Source organism: Lactobacillus sp. X-49 (assembly GCF_057063645.1).
In genome coordinates this window covers 74,445-93,815 of record NZ_JBXSQM010000003.1, presented here as the reverse complement: position 1 = coordinate 93,815, position 19,371 = coordinate 74,445, and the positions used below count along the sequence as shown (strand labels likewise).

The following is a 19,371-nucleotide window of genomic DNA, read 5'->3' as shown; positions in this document are numbered from 1 at the left end:
TATAGTTATCTAAAAAAAGTGGTTATCTTACAGAATTTTCAAACTAAATATAGTAGCGACATGATTTCTGCTCAAATTTTTAGTTAGAAAGAGGACAATATGATTGATAATACCCCTCATCAAACCAAAGCATATCTTGCTGGCGTTAATTTAAATGACCCTAATTTTGACTACTACATGACTGAGCTTGCTAACTTAGCCGAAGCAGATAATATGGAAGTTGTTGGCCAATCACGGCAAAACGCAGAAAAAGTAGTTACTGGTACTTACCTAGGTCTTGGTAAAATTAACGAAATTAAAGAGATGGCACGCGGATTAAAGGCTAAAATTCTTATATTAAACGATGAACTTTCACCAGTCCAAATCCGCAATTTAGAAAATCTAACTAAATTACAAGTTATTGATCGCACAGAATTAATTCTTGAAATTTTTTCTAATCGTGCACGAACTAAACAGGCCAAATTGCAGGTCCAATTAGCACGTTTACAGTACGAACTGCCACGTTTACATCCATCGCAAAACAACCTAGACCAGCAACGAGGAGGTGGTTTTGCCAACCGTGGTGCTGGAGAATCAAAGCTGGAATTGAATCGGCGAACACTGGGTAAGCAAATCTCTGCTATTAAGCAAGAACTAAAAGCAATTTCGGAACAAGAAGAAATCAAAGCTAAACGTCGCAATCAAAACCATATTCCAAAAGTAGCTCTTGTCGGCTACACCAACGCTGGAAAATCTACGACAATGAATGGACTTTTGAAAAAATTTTCTCAAGAAAATCATGATAAACAGGTTTTTGCTAAAAATATGCTTTTTGCTACCCTAGATACAAGTGTACGCCGCATTGAATTAAATAATAACTTTAGCTTTATTCTTTCCGACACGGTTGGGTTTATTTCTAAGTTACCACATAAGTTAGTTGAATCATTCAAAGCCACTTTACAGGAAGTCAAAGATGCTGATTTGTTAATCAACGTTGTTGACGCTGCTGATCCTAACATGATTCAAATGATTCGAACTACACAAGACGTACTAACTGAAATCGGGGTAAAAGATACACCAATGATTACAGCTTATAATAAAGCTGATAAAGCCAATCGTAATTATCCCCAAATTGAAGGTAATAATATTTTGTATTCAGCTATTGATACAGCTTCAATCACTACTTTAGCTAAGTTAATTACTAAACGAGTATTTGCTGATTATCAAAAAGTTGATTTACTCTTGCCACTATCTGCTGGTAAGACTCTAGCTCAATTACATGAAGACACGCAAATTATTAGTGAAACTTATCAATCTGATGGTGTTCACCTAACTGTGCGCATGTCTTCGCAAAAGCAAAACCAATTCACACAATACGTCGTATAAGTATAATATTTATTCAAGCAAAAGAGACCTTTAAATTAAGGCCTCTTTTTATTAATTATAAGAAAAATTATTGTATCACTCGTTTAGCAATACAAGGATAAAAATAAGAACTAATTGTTTGTTGCACCACTCCTTGGTCTGGACTTGCTGCATTCACATATTGATTATTGCCAATGTAGATACCAACATGGTACGGGGCATCAGGAGATCCCCAATACAATAAGTCTCCCGGTTGCAGTTGATTCATTGCAACTGTTACTCCTACTTTAACCTGATCAGTAGTTACTCGCGGCAAGCTTATTCCACCAACTTTGTTATAAATATACTGGACAAGTCCTGAACAGTCAAAATTATCGGGGCCATTTCCACCCCATGCATATCCTTTACCAACCTGACTTCTTGCTAAATCAGCTACAGCTTTGGCACGTTTATTTACTTCAACAGTTGCAGTCTGTTTATTAACTGATGTTTTTTCGATCCCTTTAATTTTATTGATATTTAACTTACTAATAATAACCTTATTTTTAGGCTTGGCTACCTGATTCACAACTCTTTGCCTTTTACGTTCTTTTTGACGGTTATTTCTATTATTCTTTTTCTTAGCAACAATTGATTTACTTTTAGTCTGATTTATATCGACTGTATAACGTGCTTCAATCCATTCATTAGGACCAATGCGATACCATAACCGCTGCTTACGGTCTACAGCAACTTCAACAACGTTCCATTTACTTTTGTCTTTTGCATGAAAGGCAATTAATTGTCCACCATCATAATTAGTCCAAATTTTCACACTTTTTCCGGGTAAATAATTAATCTGAACACGCTTGATCGGTGCTTTTAATGTTGCGGCATTCACCATTTTTTGAGGTACAGCAGTCACTACACCAGTTATAGTTATTGCTGCTGCTAACCCCATTTTCCAAAAATTCCGCTTCATAAATCCATATTCTCCTTATTAGTAGCCTAAAGTAATCAAAAGAAATAATATTAACTTTATTTTAACTGCTTAAAGTTTTTAATCAAGTTACAGCCATCTTAATGTTAACAAAAAAGCACCTAGACTATCTCCAAGTGCAATTTTTTTGCTTATTTAGTTATTTGACTAGTCAAGCACGCGCTTGGCAACTGAGGGGTAGAAGTATGAACTTAAACTGTCCTTGACAACACCTTGTCCTGGTGCTGCTGCATGAATATATTGATTATTACCAATATAAATACCTACATGATAAGGAGCATTAGGTGACCCCCAGAATAAAAGATCTGAAGGTCTCAAATTTTGCATTGAAACTGTCTTGCCTTGTTTGACTTGAGTATAAGTCGAACGACTAACCTCTTTACCCGCAGCCTTGTTATAAACATATTGAACTAAGCCTGAGCAATCAAACGCACCAGGACCATTACTTCCCCAAGCATAAGCTTTCCCAACTTCTGCATTGGCTAAGTCTACAACTTTCTCCGCCTGTGTTGAACTGATAGAAGATGCTAGACTTTTTTGAACTACTTTTTTAATATGACGAGCAGGCTTAACAGTATAACGAGCTAATATCCATTGATTATCGCCTATTTGATACCAAGTTCTACCTTTCTCATCAACTGCACTACTCAACACTGAAACTGTCTTGCCATGCTTAATTCTTTCGCCGGTAAAAGTTGGATTCTCGTAATTATCCCAAACATTGATACCGTATCCAGGAATATAATTAATTTTGACTTTTTCAGTTGCCGCATCAACATCAGAAGATGTCAATTTTGTATTAACAGTGGTAGCAACCCCAATACTAGTAACTGCTAGAGCGGCGGCCGTGGTAAATTTTACTAAATTACTCTTAACTTTCAAAATTAAATTCCCCCCAATATTATGTTTATTTTCAATCAAATAATATTTAAACAATATTTATCTACTTCTACATACATTTATAATTCTACTCGTGCAGTGTTACAAAAATGTTACAAAAATAATACTGATACGTAAAAAAGCCCTATCAGGAATTTTGCTCTTGAAGGACTAAAATTTGGATTCTTGTATTTTAGAAATATTGTTGATTTTGATTAGTTTTATTCAATTATTCTCTTTGCAGCAGAAGGATAAAAGTAAGCACTCATTGGTTGCTGTAATACACCTTGATCAGGAGTTGCAGCATGAACGAACTGGTTATCACCTACGTAAATTCCAACGTGGTAAGGAGCAGCAGCTGACCCCCAAAATAACAAATCGCCCTTTTTAAGTTTCTTCAAAGAAACATTCTTACCAAGTGTCACTTGAGAGTAAGTAGTTCTTGGCAGTTGGGTATTACCAGCTTTTCGATAAACGTACTGTACTAAACCCGAACAATCAAAATAATAAGGACCAGTTGCACCATATACATAACCTTTTCCCACCTGCTTTTTAGCAAGTCGTACAACAGCATTACGGGATTTAGTTATAGAATTAGCACTAACATCATTTGATGTAGTCACCAAAGCTGTACCAGCAGTCGTAGTTCCTATTAAAAACAATGCTACTACTGCAATTATCTTTATTAACCCATATTTATGACCGTGTTTCAAAACCAATCTCTTCTCTCAACTAAATATTTCTTATTGTTTCTTGTTTAATTTGCTAGTTAACTTGACTAACAATCTATATACTACTCAATAAATGTTACACATTCATGTCAAAGAAGCTACAAAACATTAAGAATTAGTCGAAGTGTAATTTTAAAACTCTACGATTAGGCTTAGGCTTTTAATAATTTTGGTACTAATGTTGCAAGTTTTTTTGTGGTAGTGGTCCAATCATCATTAACTAATATGTGAGCTTGTTTCTTTAGGCTTTTTGGTAATTCGTTTAATTCACTGCCACTTAGACGTTCACTAATTTTGGCTGGACTGTCACCTCTTTGCATTAATCGTGCTGCTAATTCTTTTTTAGTACTGGTAGTAACATACAAAAAATAAACTTGCTGTTTCAAGGCCGTAAGATACGACCTAACGCCATTAATATCAACAATTAGTGAAACTAATTCATGTTCTTGCCAAGCTTCATCTAAAGCCTCTTTACTAGAGCCATATTGGTAAGAGCCATACTTAATATGTTCGAAAAAATGTAGTTTTTCAAAACTTGCATTGCTTTCAAAATAATATGATTGATTAGGCACTTCTTCTTGGCGCATGGGTCTGGTCGTATGCGTCACTACTCGTGGAATAGCAAATTCGCGAGTCAAATATTCCGAAATAGTAGTTTTACCAGCACCGCTCGGGCCAGCAATTAAAATTAATTTTCGCATAATCCAAGCCCCCTTTACTTGAAAACCATTTGCTTTTATAATAATATCTTTCTATTATAATGAAACATGGGTAAGAGAGGAAGTAAAAATTATCATGAAAAAAACAGATGTAAAAATAGATGATATTCTGAGTGCAAAATCTGAAGAAGAACTCACCCAACCCTTTATTGGCAAGGTTGAAAAAATTTACGAAAATTCTGCCCTGTTAAAGATCATTGACTTTGATCCCGTCGATAAAACTTCAGTTGGTGATCTTAATCATAAGATTGTCGTCAACTTTAAGAATTTAAAGACTGCACCTAAGCGCAAAATCAAAGAAATTCGAGACCTTGCAGAGAGCGATGTCAAAGTTGAAAAAATTGCCAAAACTGACCAGATATCAGAGCAAAATCCTACTGAAAAGCAAACTAATGATAAATAATAGTTTCTCTAGTGTGTTTTAAACAAAAAAGCGCAATTTCTTGTTAACAAAAATTGCGCTTTTTTAGTATGAATTAATACCTAATGTAAGGTAAACCCAAACTTTCACTAAAACTATGATCGCTAGTTTAACTAAAAATAGAGTCTCTCTTAGCGTAAAATAACTACCCTTAAGTAAACCTAGTCAGGACTCACTGAATCTCAGCTACCATCTGTGGCTTTTGCATTGCTACCTTGCAAAAACATTCCTACTGTTCAATTTTTAAAAATATAATTAGCTCTAAAACCCGCTGAATTAAAGTTAATCCAACGGGATGACTTCAAAAATGACGCTCTCTTTAGTTTGTCCTAACCTCGCAGTAATAAGAATAAGCAATAAACTTATTATTTCTTCCAAAAACTGCTATAAGTTAACACTTCTTAAAATTGTGGGGCATTCAACTTTTGAATAACACATTTAGCAACATCATATATAAGCAATGAATTATGATAGGTATTTATTAATTATAAATACCAAATATATCATATTAAGTGGTAATAAATAGGGCTTAAAAGCTATTACTAAATGTGCTTAAGGATATGATATATCATTTTTACAGCTCGTACAGATTATATAAAAAAAAAAAAAAAAAACAATATAAAATTACCTGTCTTTCAAATAGAAGCAAGTACATTTTCAACTGATTATTACCTCATTTTTGTTGTCATAATTGGGGTAACAAGCAATTTTCAAATTAATAATAAGTAATAAAAAACTATTTAATTACCGTGCAAAAATAGTAATTAAAGCAGATCGAACTATTAGTTATCGTTAAAGCCTTTTTTTTTACGCTATTTTTGCCTACAATTAACTAATAAATATTTATTACTTGGAGAAAAAAAGTGAAAGAAAAAGTAAAAACCATTCTATTTTGGTTCATCCTCAGTCAACCGTTTTTAGATTTATATTGGTTCTATCATGGAGAGTTAGCCAATATTTTGCCATTTACCTTACCTACTATTATTCGTCTTGTGACAATTGGAATACTACTAGTACTTTTCTTTAGTCAAAAAAAGGCACGCAATCAGCTAATTAACCACAAATGGCTATTTTGTTATCTGTTAGCTTTATTCATTTATTCGGTATTGCATCTTCTCCATGTTAAAAACTTTACCAGTATTAATCCCAGTGGCTATAATTACTCAACTAGTGGTGAAATTTTTTACTTAATTAGGATGATATTGCCCTTAATTGTCTTATATTTAACTTCAGAATTGCACTTTAGTGCGTTAAATTTACGCCAAGTAATCACAGGAATTTCAACGCTTTTCTCCGGAACAATTGTCGTATCTAATTTATTCGTAATTTCATTAAGATCTTACGAATCCGGAACGATCAGTACCAATATTTTTGCTTGGTTCTTTAATACCAATATTGGTTACTCACACTTAGCTTCAAAAGGTTTTTTCAATTTTACCAATATGATTTCAGCAGTCTTATTCATGCTGTTACCACTTATGATCTACTATCTATTCACCAATTTTAATTGGCGCATTGTCACTTTAAATATCATTCAGGCACTGGCAATGGTGGAAATTGGGACAAAGGTTGCAGCAATTGGCTTAATTGGGGGAATAATCATTTGTTTAGGATTATTTCTTTTCCATAAGTACCTAATTAAAGACGTTAAGTCAGATGGGCGAGCTTTATTAGTGGTTATTTTGCTTGGAATATCTGCTACTGGATTAATAACTATAGGTCCGGCTGTTCAACGCTACCATTATGAAATTTATTTAGCAAAACAGTCCGACCATGATTTAACTAAAGCAAAGCAAGAACTAACGCAGGGACTTAAAAAGTATCCTACAGGAAATAAGCGCACTGAATTTTTACAGTGCTATATTAAACAATACTACCAAGTATACGCTCTTAATCCTAAATTTGTTTTTAAAAGTTATCCTTACCAATATGATCCCGAATTTTGGCTGCAGATTATGCATGAACCGGGCCAAAGTCGCATGGGAAATCGTCATATTGAACAAGCAATGCTTAAGCAAGTTGTTAAAACTAATAATAACTTGGGTGACAAGTTCTTCGGCATTTCTTATGTGCGTGAGAACAATATTTTTAATCTTGAGCGCGACTTTTCTGCTCAAATTTACTCCTTGGGTTGGCTGGGGATGATACTCTTTGTTAGCCCGTACTTAATTATTATCATTTATGCAATCTACCGCTGGTTGCGGTATCAATCTACTCGAACTTACTTAGTAAGCTCACTCATTCTTTCAAGCAGCTTTATTTTGCTAGCTGCTTTCTCTTCCGGTAATGTCCTTGATTTCCTAACCGCCAGCTTTATTCTTGCCTTTATCGAGGGTAGTTTGTTGAAATATTCGTAACACTAAATAATTAAAACAGGTAACTAACCATTATTTTGGCTGTTACCTGTTTTTAGTTATTTTTGCTTAATAAACGAAGCATCTGGAATTCTAATTAAATAATAGCGAGTAGCAGTATGACCAGCATGTAACCCAATACCATTTTGCCACACCGGTTTATACTTTGCTGTATAAACCGCTACATAGGCTCGTTGATATTTGCGATCCTGCTTTCTTAATTCTTTTTCATTATATGGAATCCGAGCAGCGTTTATATCTAAGGGATTCTTATCATAGGCCACTGTCGCAAAATTACTTGAAACTGTTGTTTTATTCCCAGCACAATAGTAGGTGTATGTCTGGGTACCAATTTTTTTCTTTTTTGAATCAATCGTTACATAACTGGAGTTACCAGCTCCCGTATTAATAATTAATGGTTGATACGTAATAGTTGATGAAATTTCACTCGTATCTTCAAGATCAGGATTATCGAGCATTGTTTTACCAAAAAGGTATCCGACTCCGATTAGCAAAACCAGAACTTCTAAAAGATCGATTAATAAATTGGGCCAATTAAATTGCTGATGCTTCTTGATAATCATCGCTAAATGACGTTTACGAATATTTTGAACAATAAACACCAGATAAAGAATAGCGATAACCCATAATAAAACACCAAGAAAATTCCAGCTTATCATAATAGACCTCCTATAAGTTCCATTATATTGTAAAAAGTTTATTTTGGATAGGTGCTTTAAATGAATGTCACTTCATCAACCAAATTTTACTCACTCCAAATTAACCCTTGCTTGTACTTACCTTTTTATTACTTACTGTCTTGCTTTTTACTGGTGTCTCATTTTTTTGATACTCACGCACTTGATGGAGTTTAGCCATTACCGCATCAACAAGACGCTCACTCACTTCATCTTCATTTTCAATGAGTTCCTTATCCGTAGCCAATTGGTCAATTCGAAAGTCAGATGCATTCAAATAATCTGATTCAGTCTCAAAATAAACATTCAGAGGTTGTTTCGTATTTTCATCAAAGAAATTAGCAATTTTCTTATAATCACTGTAAGGCAAGTTGATAATATTATTTTCTATCGCGAATGTAACTGGTCGCTGTCCTGTCACTTCAAGAGCAATATGTCCTAAAGAATCATGCCTTATTGCCGCCCCCAACTCTTTCACCATCTTAGATGCCAATGTCTTAATTTTGGTTTTCGATTTGCTAATTTCAGCGTACTTAATCGTTTCTAAATCTTCTAAATAATCTTGCTGTTCAATTTTATTGGTTAAATCGATTAAATTGATTTTCAAAGTAAAAGTCCTTTTCAAATTTAAAACTTAGTTATTAGTCTTCTATAACGATACTCAAATTCTTACCCAAAAACAATTTATTTTTATTTCTTTTAAAATTATTTTTAAAAAACACCAAATTTAAAAAACAAAATTATTTTGCCAAAAGTTAAATTGTTATCACAAAATCACTTTATTTATAAGTGTTTTGCCCAAAAATAAAATAACAAAATTATTTATATTTTTGCGAAAACGCATTATTTTTGTTAGCTACTTCGGAAACGTAGCTATGACCACTTTACAAGCGTTTTCATCTAGAGTAAATTTATCATACAGATAAAAAATTAAATTAATTTTTTAGTGAAAGGTAGACAAAAATGTCAGATAAAGTTTATACAGATTATTTCTATAAATCAGCCGACTTTGATAAAAATCATAATATGGGGTACAAAGAACTTCATATTCCAGAAGGTGTCGATGCACAGCCTCTAATTGTACCACCAGTTTTGGAGCCAGATAAGCAGGAAGGTAACGATATTTGGTTTACAATTGAATCTCAAGAAGGAGAATTCCAATTTTTACCAGGTAAAAAAACACATACTTGGGGATATAATTTCCCCGTCCTTGGTAAAACCATGGTCTTAACAAAGGGACAAAATGTTCATGTCACACTAAAAAATAGCTTACCCGAGTTAACAACCTATCATTGGCACGGAATGGAAGTTCCAGGACCTGGAGCAGACGGTGCATGTCATTCACCTGTATATCCTGGAGAAGAAAAGCACATTGAGTTCACTGTTAACCAACCCGCTGCCTTAACATGGCTACATGCTCATCCATGTCCATCAACTGCTGCCCAAGTTTGGATGGGGTTAGCAATGGGGGTTGTAGTAACTGACGAAAATGAGGCTAAGCTACCAATTCCTAAGACTTATGGCAAAGATGAATTTCCAATTATTTTACAAGATCGAATTTTCCATGAAGACAACCAATTTGATTACAAGGCAGATTATAATGCTATGGGAATCTTTGGTGATGTTCCTGTTATCAATGCTGTGATTAAACCTTATGTTGATGTAACTACTCAAAAGGTTCGTTTACTATTCTTAGGTGGCTCAAACCGACGAGAATGGCGACTCCACTTTACTGATGATCTTGTAATGACTCAGATCGCTGGTGATGATTCTTTCTTGGAACATCCTGTGAAAATGACTAAGGTTTTAATCGGGCCCGGTGAACGTCAACAAGTTGTCGTTGATTTTGGTGCATATCATGATGGCGATATCGTTAACCTATATACTGATGACTTCAAATTGGTTGAATTTAGAATTCATAAGTACGAAAAAGACGACAGCGTTATTCCTGACACATTATTTACGCCAAATGATCCTGAAGTTAATCCAGATGCAGAAGTACGTAAAGTAACAATGGATAATCACAACATGATCAATGGCAAGCAATTTTCAATGCAGAGAATTGATATGAAGCAAAAGCTAATGAGCACTGAATATTGGGATATTACTAATACTAATGACAAGACTCATGGTATGCTTCACCCATTCCATATTCATGGTGCTCACTTCTTAGTTGTTTCGCGCGATGGCAAAGAACCTTATCCAAATGAAAGAAATGTTTACAAGGATACCGTAGAAGTTGCTCCACAAGAAACAGTCCGCGTTAAGGTTTACTTCCAAAATGCTGGTGTTTTCATGTATCACTGTCACATTATTGAACACGAAGATGCAGGAATGATGGCCCAAATCCAGATCGTAGATCCAAAAGAACCAGATAAGAAATATGATTTGATGGATATGGAAACCTTAACCAAGGCTTTTGCTGAAGAAAAAGGAATCCCAATGGATGAAGTTTGGTGCCCAGGAATGGACGTCGAAGGAATGGATGTTAAAGGTACTGACCATACTATGGATTCTTTATCTGGTGCTAGTCACCATTAATTTAACCATTAATAAAAATATTAAAATCGCTCATTTTATTGAGCGATTTTTGCTTTACACTATTTTTCATGATATAAATACCTTATGACTAAAAAGAAATTCTTCAACAAGGTTTTAATTAAAGTTGTATCAGGCTTACTTATTGTGGGGCTTATTTTTGTTTGCCTAAATTCAAAAGAGATCATAAATCATTATGATTGGTTAACTCTCAATTCGAAGCAGAAGATAAATGTTCCTTTAGAAAATCAGTACCCAGAGCTGCCTAATGGCTGTGAAGTAACCTCTTTAGCTATGCTTTTGCGCTATAATAATATTAAAGTAACTAAGTTAGACCTATCAGAAAAGATTAATCATGTTGCTTCTTTTACTGATAATGGTCAGTATCGTGGAAATCCCCATGTCGGTTTTGTGGGCTATATGAGTCTAGCAAATGCAGGATGGTGCGTTTATAACGAGCCCTTAATGCAGGTAGCTCGCAAATATACTAATCGTATTCAAAATTTTACTGGACACGACTTTATACAAGTAGTAAAACTGGTATCTGAGGGTCACCCCGTGTTGATTATTACTACCACTAATTTTGACCGCGTTAAAGACATGCAAACTTGGTCAACTAAGCAAGGAATAGTGCATGTTACGCCATCATCACATGCTTGCGTTCTTACAGGTTTTAACAAGGAAAAAAGGCAAATTTACGTTAATGATCCCTTTGGTCAAAAAAATAAAAAAGTTTCCTGGAGTGGACTAGAACGTAGCTATAATCAGCAAGGAAAGCAGGCATTATTTTTAAAATAACAAAAAAGGCAGGTTCAATTAAGAACCTGCCCTTTTTAAATCAAGGCTCATTTTTACAATGAGTGACTACTTCTGTTCACATCAGGTTAGTCAACGACCAACACTTCCCGTGTCTGCCACTTAAGGCGGGTGTCCTTATCCAAATCCGCATCTCGCGTTTTTGTCGACTCGCAATTACTTATTATAAACATCTTTATTTCGCTTGTAAAATTTTTTTATTCTGAAAAAGATTTCAACACACATATTAGATAATAGCATTCCTAATGCAATTGCTCCTGTAACTACAATCACTCGCAAAATAGCATCATTGGCTCCTTGAATATTGCCAGAAGTCAATCTACGCACCGCTTGATAAGCCGGAACTCCGGGTACAAGTGGTACAATAGCTGGAATATAAAATACCGTTGCTGGACACTTCTTTCTTCTTGCAAAAATAATTCCCAAAATTCCTACAGCAAAGGACCCAAGTAAGTTTGCAATTAAGCGCCCCATATTAGCTCTCATTGCCAGCCAATAAATTATCCAGCAAATAACCCCCGCCATTCCACTCAAATTCAAAACTCTTCGTGGAACATTGATTGTCAACGCAAAACCAACCGAAGCTCCATAAGCAAAAATAAGATTAATAATTATTTCTAACCACAATGGCATTTTTATGCTCCTAAAAACTTCAATATAATTCCAACGCCACCACCTAAGGCAAAAGCAGTTAAACATGCTTCACAAATTTTAACCATTCCAGAAAGCAAGTCACCTTTAAATAAGTCACGCAAAGCATTTGTTAAAGCTAACCCTGGAACCAACGGCATTAATGCTCCCGTTAAGATATGATCAATGACCATTGTAGGAAATATGTGATCCATACCGACTGCCATTGTTGTCATTACAATGGCAGCAACTAGTTCAGACAAAAATTTAACGTTTGTAAATCGTTTAAAATAGTAAAAAGAAATGAAGCCACACATTCCAACTATTGCAGCAGCTGGAAAATCAATCCAATCATAATTATTCATAAACATAACCATTAAAGTTGCACTAACTATAGCAGCCCCAACAGCCTGTAACCAGATTGGAAATGTCGGATAACTTCCATGAGCAATTTTATCTACCTCATTTCTGACCTGCTGCAAATTGATTTTTTGATCTGCGAATGCCCTTGACAATGAATTAATTCGATCTACCAATTCAAGATTAATATTTCGTTCATGAACTTGCACCGTTTGACAATAATTTCCTCGATCTAGGCTCATGAATATTCCCGTTGGAACAATAAAAACACGCGGATCTGGTTCCCCAGCCGTCTTCGCGATCCTAATCATTGTATCCTCTACGCGGTACATTTCACTCCCCCCCTCAATCATCAATTCACCTACAGTTAAACAAGTATCTAATAACTCTTGGTAAAAAGTCTTATCTTGCTCATTCACAATTTTATACCTCAAAACTTATTTCATCGTTTCAATATCAATTGTTTTATCAATCCAATTTCCTTGGAAAAAGTCTCGCTCATGACTAACAATAATGACACCACCTGCGAAATTAATTATTGCTTTTCTTAAGGCATCCTTGGAATCACGATCTAAATGATTAGTTGGCTCATCCAAAAACAATAAATTGGCTGGTTCGAATTGCATTTTAGCTAATTTGACCTTCTCCTGCTCGCCACCAGATAATTTTTTTAATGGACTCATTGCCTGCTGGGCGGTTACCCCTAATCTAGCCAATGCTCCACGTAATTCCTTTGGCCTTTTACGTTCAAATTCTTCTTGTAAATATTGAAGCGGAGTCATGTTATTATTGGGCCAAATTAAATCTTGTTTAAAATAAGCAATTTTAGCAGTTGTCACTATTTCAAAAGAACCTGCAAGTGGGTTAAGTTGGCCTAATAAAGTCTTCAATAAGGTTGATTTACCAATACCATTAAAACCTGTGATAGCAACTTTTTCATTACCACCAACAGAAAAATTAAATGCTTTTTTAACTAGTGGCTCGTTATATCCAATGACCAAATTTTGTGTTTGCAACAGTAAATTTGAGGCAGTTGCAACATAAGGAAATTCAAAGTGGGCATGCCGATTTTCTTTTGGAGGATTTAAAATATCCATCCTAGCAAGTTGACGTTCTCGAGACTTTGCGCTCTTGGATCTGGTTCCCGCCTTATTCTTGCGAATATAGGCTTCAGTCTTGGCAATTTTGCGCTGTTGATTAGTGTAAGCCTTTAAATAGGTCTCTTTATTGGCTTCTTTTTGGCGCATTGCCTGTTTAAGTGTTCCCGTGTACCGCGTAATTGTCCCTAAATCAACATCAATAATACAGTTAGCAATTCGGTCTAGAAAATCATAGTCATGACTGACAACGATAAAAGCACCTGAAAAATCATTTAAATAATCTACAAGCCAGTCAATATGTGTTACATCTAAATAATTTGTAGGTTCATCCAATAACAATACATCTGGATTTTGCAGAAGTAACTTGGCCAGAATTATTTTTGATCGCTGTCCACCAGATAATTTTGCCACATCATGATCATAACCTAAATCAGCTAATCCTAATCCCGCGGCAACTCGTTCAATTTCCGTATCAATTCCATAAAAGTTATGCTCTTCTAAGTAAGTTTGTATCTTACCGGCCTTTTGCAGCAATTCATTAGTACCATTATCGTCATACTGCATATACAGCTTTGTTAGCTCTTTTTCTTGTTGATAAAGTGGCGCAAAAGCGGTTCTCAAAAAGTCACGAATTGTAACTCCTGGAGTCAACTTAGCATACTGATCTAAATAACCAACACTTACCCGACTTTGCCACTTAACTTGACCATCATCTGGTAAAATTTCACCAGTTAAAATTTTAATTAAAGTTGATTTACCAACACCATTTTGTCCAGTAACTCCCATGTGATCTTCTTTGTTCAAAACAAAATTTGCATCTTCATATAATGTTTTATCAACAAAGTGCTGGCCTAAATTATTAACAGTCAGTAAACTCATTATCTATCCCCTTAAAGTAAAAAACAACTTGCTCTAGTATATAATAAAGTTATATCTTTAGCTTGTTTTTGTTCGCTAACTAAATTTTTTTAAATTAATCAAGTAATAATTACTATTCAATAAAAAAGTTAGGTATTACCTTGTAAATAATATCTAACTTCTTAATTAATAATTTCATATAAAGTACAACTTATTTTTGGTCCCGCTCAAATTTTTGTAGGGCTGTTAATACTTTAGGCCAATATCGCTTAGGAAGAATCAACTGTAAGCGATCATGATAAATTGGAAAGTCACTTCTCTTCATTCCAGTAATTTGTGCTAAATCCTCATCAGATAACTGAAATTCATGAGCAATGCGTTTAATTTCAACTGAAGCATGACCCCGAAACCATGATAAAACAAAGAAAAACATTGCAAAGATACTAGCTACCATAACAGCTATAGGTAAAGACCATTTAAAAGTTCGATTACTAATGAAAAAAACAGCAATAAATGCGATTAATGATGAAATAATCCCATAGACAATAGGAAAAACTCGTTGCTTATGCATCCTTTAGCCTCCACATCTTGAAATTTTTTAATTAATCAGTGAGAAATTATTGATTTGCAGAACTTTGATTATTAGTTGTTGCATCAGAGTCATTGGAAAGAACTGATTGATAGATCTGATAATTATTAAATGGAGTAGGATCTTTCCATTTAATATTGTTATTTTGTTCATTCATTTTATTGAGCCTTGTTTCATCGTTATCAAGAATCTCACTATCTAACCCTAAATTCAGACGTAATTTATTAGATACTCGTTGCAATTCAGCAGTTGATGCTATTTGAATTGATGACCCATTAATCCACGCATCATGCCCCTGAATATAATCACTATCAATATGCTGCGAACAATTGCGATAGGTTAATGCTAAAGCTAGCATATCATTAAAAGTTAGATTCGTATTAACATATTTAGTAAAAATTTTAACTAATTTACGATAATTCGCAAGAGTATCAACTGAAATCGCCTTATTAACAACAGCCGTAATTACTTGTCGCTGACGAACTTGTCGGCCATAATCTCCCCTAGGATCGTCATGTCGCATTCGAACATAGGCAACAGCATGTCGACCATTAAGGTGTTGCTTACCTTTATGAAAATCGCACCAATCATACGAAAAACTAAATGGGACATTGACATCTACTCCGCCAACTGCGTTAACCAAATTTCGTAATGCTTTCATATTAACTTCAACATAGTAGTAGATGGGAACATTAACTAACGCAGATACCGTCTTCACCGCAGCTGAACTACCACCTACACCATAAGCTGAATTTATCCTAAAAATATTATATTTATCACCTGGATCGCCTAAAATATTGGCTAAAGTATCCCGAGGAATTGAGGTCATTGTCGACTTACTTTTAGCTGGATTAGCGGTAGCCAGTATTATAGTGTCTGAATTACCGCGATCATGCCGCCCCTCAAGTCCTTGATCAACACCTAGAATTAAAATCGAAATTGGTTGACGTTTAGCAATTCGAGCTGATGTAGCTGTATTACCACCTTCACCATCAATGGCACTATGGAGTGCAAAATACATGTGTGCTGTCCATGCAAGTCCCAGACTCACAAAAATAACAGCAACTATACCACATAAGCGAGCAAAGGAATTACCGTGACGCGTACTTGTTGGACCAGCCAAGACATGATTACGTTGGATATTTAACGATGATTGTTTCTTACGGTAATCTTCTCTACGTTTTGAATTTGGATCCATTCCTTTATTTAATCCTTCCATCCATATTATGCATCTTTATTTGTATCACTTAAGAACTTGAATTAAAATATTATCAAATATAATTAATAATATCTTATTTTTTGCTTTTGAGCACAATTATTACTAAATTTCAAAGGAGATTTCTAATGACAATTCCTAAAAGAACGCAAGTTCCAACTAAACTTAAGTGGGACCTTACTCGTGTTTTTAAATCTGACAATGAGTGGATAGCCGAATACCAACAAATCAAACAAGAAATTCCCACTTTATCTAAGTTACGCTCTGACTTTATATCATCTGGTCAAAAACTATATACTGGTTTAACCAAAATTCTTGATATACGCAGGCGCCTTGAAAAAGTCTATACTTATGCCACTATGGCAAGTGATGTTGATACAAGTAATACACATTATCTGGGGTATGTTGCGCAAGCACAAACTCTTGCTAATGAATTTGAATCAGTTACTGCTTTTATCAATCCTACTATTTTAAATCTTTCTCCAGAAAAATTGCATAAATTTATGCAACAAGAGCCGTATTTAAATAAGTATCAGCATCTGCTTGATGAAATTATTCAAATGAAACCACATACCTTATCTTCTAATGATGAGAAGTTGATCGCAGCGGCGGGAGACGCCCTAGAAAATCCCGAAAATACTTATAATGTATTAACAAACTCCGATATGGAATACGGTTATGTCCAAAACGATGATGGTCAAATGGTGCAATTGTCTGATGGCCTATATTCGCTGTTAATTCAATCGCAAAAGCGTGAAGTGCGACATGATGCCTTTGATTCAATGTATGCAACTTATGGGCAATTTCAAAATACTCTTGCATCAACATTGGCAGGCGTTGTCAAAAAGCATAATTATCTCGCTTATATTCATCATTATGATTCGGCTTGTAATAATGCCCTAAGTGAAAATTGTATTCCTAAAGTAGTATATGATACCTTAATCAAAGAAGTAGACGACCATCTTAACTTGCTACACGACTACGTATTTTTACGTAAGCAGCTTTTGCAACTTGATGACTTACAAATGTGGGACATGTATGTGCCACTGACTGGCACGCCCTCTCTTTCTTATACTTTTGATCAAGCCAAAAGCAAAGCAAAAGAAGCTCTAGAGCCTCTCGGAAGTGATTATCTCAAACAAGTCGATTACATTTTTAACAACCGCGTTATTGATGTCGTTGAGTCACAACATAAGGTAATAGGTGCCTATTCTGGCGGTAGCTATGACACAGATGCTTATGAATTACTCAATTGGAATGATAGCGTTGATTCTCTTTACACATTAGTCCATGAAACCGGTCATTCTGTTCATAGCATGTATACTAGACAAAATCAGCCTTATGCCTATGGCGATTACCCTATTTTTGTAGCAGAAATTGCTTCAACTACTAACGAAAATATTTTAACTGAATATTTTCTCAATCATCTTACTGAACCAAAAGAGCGCGCTTTTATACTTAATTACTATCTTGATTCCTTTAAAGGTACCTTATTCAGACAAACCCAATTTGCTGAATTTGAACAGTATATCCATGAAATGGATGCCCAAGGTGAACCATTAACCGCAGACTTTCTTAATGACGCTTACGGCAAATTAAATCAGCGTTATTATGGGGATGCTGTTGAAGAACATAGTGATATTGATAAAGAGTGGGCCCGAATCCCTCATTTTTATTATAACTTTTACGTTTATCAGTACGCGACAGGTTTTGCTGCAGCGACAGCACTAGCTAACAACATAGTCCACGGAACTTATACACAAAAAGAAAACTACATTAATTTTTTGAAATCCGGTTCAAGTAATTATCCAGTTGAAATCATGAAAAAAGCAGGAGTAGACATGACCAAGCCCGATTATTTGGAGGAAGCTTTTAAAACTTTTGCTCAACGCCTCGAGGAATTCAAAAGTATTATCAAAAACAATTTTAAATAACAAAAACAAAAATCACTTTCTCATTTTATATAGGAAAGTGATTTTTGATTATATTAAACTCGCTCCTGCCAGAAGCGCCATGCAAGCTTTTGATATAACTTGCAGCCATCAAGATAATCTGCTACTTCAATAAATTCATTTGGTTGATGATCAGTTTTACCTTCCGCTGGTCCTAAAATAATTACAGGAAAATTACCAGCCTGAATATATTCAGAGGCATCAGTCGCACCTGTTCCTGCTGTAAATTCGCAGTCTTTACCAAATTCTTGCTGAACGACTTCTTGTGCCAATCTGGCTAATTGACTATTAGATTGATTTGGTAGGGGTACTTCAGGATAACTGTAACGAATTGAAAGCTTTGCTCCTTGAGAATTTAATTTTGCAATTATCTGTTCTAACTCACTACAAATTTGATCATTCGGATATTTCGGAGTTGTCCGAATATTACCGGAAAGCCAAGCCTGATCTGGCACAGAATTAATTTGATTACCACCCTGAATCTGACTAATCACATGTGTCAAAGACCCTAAAATAGGATCTTTTTCTTGGTGACTATCCATTAAAGATTGCGCCTGTTGTGCAAACTGAATTAGTGGCATAATAGCATTTTTACCTTCTTGTGGGATAGAGGAATGTACGCATTTTCCACTTGAAGACACATAATAATCAATTATACCTTTATGTGTTACTCGAATATTAAAATTGGATGGCTCACCAATAATAAGTCCGTCCAAGTCTTGAACATAACCTTTCTTGGTTAGTTGCGCAGCCCCATATTCACCAGTTTCCTCACCAACTGAAGCCAAAAGACGAATTCGACCAGGTAACTTTTTGCCACTCTCAAGTAAGTCAAGCATTGATACAATCATTGCAGCTAACCCAGATTTCATATCACTGGCTCCACGACCATAAATTTTTCCATTATAAAGCGTTGGTGTGAACGGTGGAAATTGCCAATTGGTTTGATTCCCAGCATCTACAACATCTTCATGACCAGAAAAGCCTAATAACGGTCCCTTATTGCCTAGTGTAACAACTAAATTATCCCGACCAGGTTTATAAGTAATACGCTCAATTTGGACTGGGTAATTAGCAAATAAAGCTGCTATATAGTCTGCCACTAAGCTTTCATGATCATTTGCTGAATCAATTGCTAATAAATCAGTCAAAATCTTTATTGCCCGCTTCTCATCCACAATTTTCCC

General features: G+C 35.0%; 18 protein-coding genes. 6 read left to right on the top strand and 12 right to left on the bottom strand.

Annotated features, from left to right (window positions below; genetic code table 11):
- Window positions 1–99: 99 nt before the first annotated feature.
- Window positions 100–1,365, top strand: a complete 1,266-nt coding sequence (gene hflX / locus ACYIAQ_RS02885; protein WP_122019019.1) for a GTPase HflX — start codon at window positions 100–102, stop codon at window positions 1,363–1,365.
- 67 nt (window positions 1,366–1,432) lie between these two features.
- Here hflX and ACYIAQ_RS02880 read toward each other — a convergent pair whose 3' ends face one another.
- From ACYIAQ_RS02880 to ACYIAQ_RS02865, 4 genes are all read right to left on the bottom strand, one after another.
- Window positions 1,433–2,305 (bottom strand): C40 family peptidase, encoded by an 873-nt coding sequence (locus ACYIAQ_RS02880; protein WP_483562501.1) that lies wholly within the window; start codon window positions 2,303–2,305, stop codon window positions 1,433–1,435.
- Window positions 2,306–2,470: 165 nt separating this feature from the next.
- The gene (locus ACYIAQ_RS02875) at window positions 2,471–3,205 is read right to left on the bottom strand and encodes a C40 family peptidase (protein WP_122019130.1); all 735 of its coding nucleotides are present in this window, start codon (window positions 3,203–3,205) and stop codon (window positions 2,471–2,473) included.
- Window positions 3,206–3,423: 218 nt separating this feature from the next.
- Window positions 3,424–3,915, bottom strand: coding sequence for a C40 family peptidase (locus ACYIAQ_RS02870; protein WP_483562500.1), 492 nt, complete (start codon window positions 3,913–3,915; stop codon window positions 3,424–3,426).
- A gap of 170 nt (window positions 3,916–4,085) precedes the next feature.
- On the bottom strand, window positions 4,086–4,634 hold the full coding sequence (locus ACYIAQ_RS02865; protein ID WP_483562499.1) for a guanylate kinase: 549 nt from the start codon (window positions 4,632–4,634) through the stop codon (window positions 4,086–4,088).
- A gap of 94 nt (window positions 4,635–4,728) precedes the next feature.
- On the opposite strand from ACYIAQ_RS02865, the gene ACYIAQ_RS02860 reads away from it, so the two are divergent.
- Together ACYIAQ_RS02860 and ACYIAQ_RS02855 are read left to right on the top strand one after the other, a co-directional pair.
- Window positions 4,729–5,055 (top strand): DUF2187 domain-containing protein, encoded by a 327-nt coding sequence (locus tag ACYIAQ_RS02860; protein ID WP_483562498.1) that lies wholly within the window; start codon window positions 4,729–4,731, stop codon window positions 5,053–5,055.
- Between the two features lie 881 nt (window positions 5,056–5,936).
- On the top strand, window positions 5,937–7,430 hold the full coding sequence (locus tag ACYIAQ_RS02855) for an O-antigen ligase family protein (RefSeq protein WP_483562497.1): 1,494 nt from the start codon (window positions 5,937–5,939) through the stop codon (window positions 7,428–7,430).
- A 56-nt stretch (window positions 7,431–7,486) separates the two neighbouring features.
- Here ACYIAQ_RS02855 and ACYIAQ_RS02850 read toward each other — a convergent pair whose 3' ends face one another.
- On the bottom strand, window positions 7,487–8,107 hold the full coding sequence (locus ACYIAQ_RS02850; protein WP_483562496.1) for an LVIS_2131 family protein: 621 nt from the start codon (window positions 8,105–8,107) through the stop codon (window positions 7,487–7,489).
- Between the two features lie 100 nt (window positions 8,108–8,207).
- Window positions 8,208–8,732: a hypothetical protein gene (locus tag ACYIAQ_RS02845; protein WP_483562495.1), complete on the bottom strand. Its 525-nt coding sequence runs from the start codon at window positions 8,730–8,732 to the stop codon at window positions 8,208–8,210.
- Between the two features lie 356 nt (window positions 8,733–9,088).
- On the opposite strand from ACYIAQ_RS02845, the gene ACYIAQ_RS02840 reads away from it, so the two are divergent.
- Complete coding sequence (locus tag ACYIAQ_RS02840; protein ID WP_483562494.1) at window positions 9,089–10,666, top strand: multicopper oxidase family protein; 1,578 nt, start codon at window positions 9,089–9,091, stop codon at window positions 10,664–10,666.
- A gap of 84 nt (window positions 10,667–10,750) precedes the next feature.
- Window positions 10,751–11,461, top strand: a complete 711-nt coding sequence (locus tag ACYIAQ_RS02835) for a C39 family peptidase (protein WP_483562493.1) — start codon at window positions 10,751–10,753, stop codon at window positions 11,459–11,461.
- A 174-nt stretch (window positions 11,462–11,635) separates the two neighbouring features.
- Here ACYIAQ_RS02835 and ACYIAQ_RS02830 read toward each other — a convergent pair whose 3' ends face one another.
- The 5 genes from ACYIAQ_RS02830 to ACYIAQ_RS02810 all read right to left on the bottom strand — a co-directional run bounded on the left by ACYIAQ_RS02830 (window position 11,636) and on the right by ACYIAQ_RS02810 (window position 16,214).
- The gene (locus ACYIAQ_RS02830; RefSeq protein WP_122019037.1) at window positions 11,636–12,112 is read right to left on the bottom strand and encodes a threonine/serine exporter family protein; all 477 of its coding nucleotides are present in this window, start codon (window positions 12,110–12,112) and stop codon (window positions 11,636–11,638) included.
- Between the two features lie 2 nt (window positions 12,113–12,114).
- Window positions 12,115–12,891, bottom strand: a complete 777-nt coding sequence (locus tag ACYIAQ_RS02825; protein ID WP_122019134.1) for a threonine/serine exporter family protein — start codon at window positions 12,889–12,891, stop codon at window positions 12,115–12,117.
- A 15-nt stretch (window positions 12,892–12,906) separates the two neighbouring features.
- Entirely contained in the window at window positions 12,907–14,448 is a 1,542-nt protein-coding gene (locus ACYIAQ_RS02820) for an ABC-F family ATP-binding cassette domain-containing protein (protein ID WP_483562492.1), read from the bottom strand.
- A 190-nt stretch (window positions 14,449–14,638) separates the two neighbouring features.
- Window positions 14,639–14,998 (bottom strand): hypothetical protein, encoded by a 360-nt coding sequence (locus ACYIAQ_RS02815; RefSeq protein WP_122019041.1) that lies wholly within the window; start codon window positions 14,996–14,998, stop codon window positions 14,639–14,641.
- Window positions 14,999–15,044: 46 nt separating this feature from the next.
- Window positions 15,045–16,214, bottom strand: a complete 1,170-nt coding sequence (locus tag ACYIAQ_RS02810) for an LCP family protein (protein WP_483562514.1) — start codon at window positions 16,212–16,214, stop codon at window positions 15,045–15,047.
- Between the two features lie 146 nt (window positions 16,215–16,360).
- Between ACYIAQ_RS02810 and pepF the strand changes: the two genes are divergently transcribed.
- The gene (gene pepF, locus ACYIAQ_RS02805) at window positions 16,361–18,166 is read left to right on the top strand and encodes an oligoendopeptidase F (RefSeq protein WP_483562491.1); all 1,806 of its coding nucleotides are present in this window, start codon (window positions 16,361–16,363) and stop codon (window positions 18,164–18,166) included.
- Window positions 18,167–18,219: 53 nt separating this feature from the next.
- Here pepF and ACYIAQ_RS02800 read toward each other — a convergent pair whose 3' ends face one another.
- Window positions 18,220–19,362: an ArgE/DapE family deacylase gene (locus tag ACYIAQ_RS02800; RefSeq protein WP_483562490.1), complete on the bottom strand. Its 1,143-nt coding sequence runs from the start codon at window positions 19,360–19,362 to the stop codon at window positions 18,220–18,222.
- Window positions 19,363–19,371 lie beyond the last annotated feature (9 nt).

Bases quoted from the DNA above. Each gene is read 5' to 3' on its own strand.
- hflX (WP_122019019.1), top strand. From the start codon at position 100: ATGATTGATAATACCCCTCATCAAACCAAAGCATATCTTGCTGGCGTT.
- ACYIAQ_RS02880 (WP_483562501.1), bottom strand. From the start codon at position 2,305: ATGAAGCGGAATTTTTGGAAAATGGGGTTAGCAGCAGCAATAACTATA.
- ACYIAQ_RS02865 (WP_483562499.1), bottom strand. From the start codon at position 4,634: ATGCGAAAATTAATTTTAATTGCTGGCCCGAGCGGTGCTGGTAAAACT.
- ACYIAQ_RS02860 (WP_483562498.1), top strand. From the start codon at position 4,729: ATGAAAAAAACAGATGTAAAAATAGATGATATTCTGAGTGCAAAATCT.
- ACYIAQ_RS02850 (WP_483562496.1), bottom strand. From the start codon at position 8,107: ATGATAAGCTGGAATTTTCTTGGTGTTTTATTATGGGTTATCGCTATT.
- ACYIAQ_RS02840 (WP_483562494.1), top strand. From the start codon at position 9,089: ATGTCAGATAAAGTTTATACAGATTATTTCTATAAATCAGCCGACTTT.
- ACYIAQ_RS02835 (WP_483562493.1), top strand. From the start codon at position 10,751: ATGACTAAAAAGAAATTCTTCAACAAGGTTTTAATTAAAGTTGTATCA.
- ACYIAQ_RS02830 (WP_122019037.1), bottom strand. From the start codon at position 12,112: ATGCCATTGTGGTTAGAAATAATTATTAATCTTATTTTTGCTTATGGA.
- ACYIAQ_RS02820 (WP_483562492.1), bottom strand. From the start codon at position 14,448: ATGAGTTTACTGACTGTTAATAATTTAGGCCAGCACTTTGTTGATAAA.
- ACYIAQ_RS02815 (WP_122019041.1), bottom strand. From the start codon at position 14,998: ATGCATAAGCAACGAGTTTTTCCTATTGTCTATGGGATTATTTCATCA.
- ACYIAQ_RS02810 (WP_483562514.1), bottom strand. From the start codon at position 16,214: ATGGATCCAAATTCAAAACGTAGAGAAGATTACCGTAAGAAACAATCA.
- pepF (WP_483562491.1), top strand. From the start codon at position 16,361: ATGACAATTCCTAAAAGAACGCAAGTTCCAACTAAACTTAAGTGGGAC.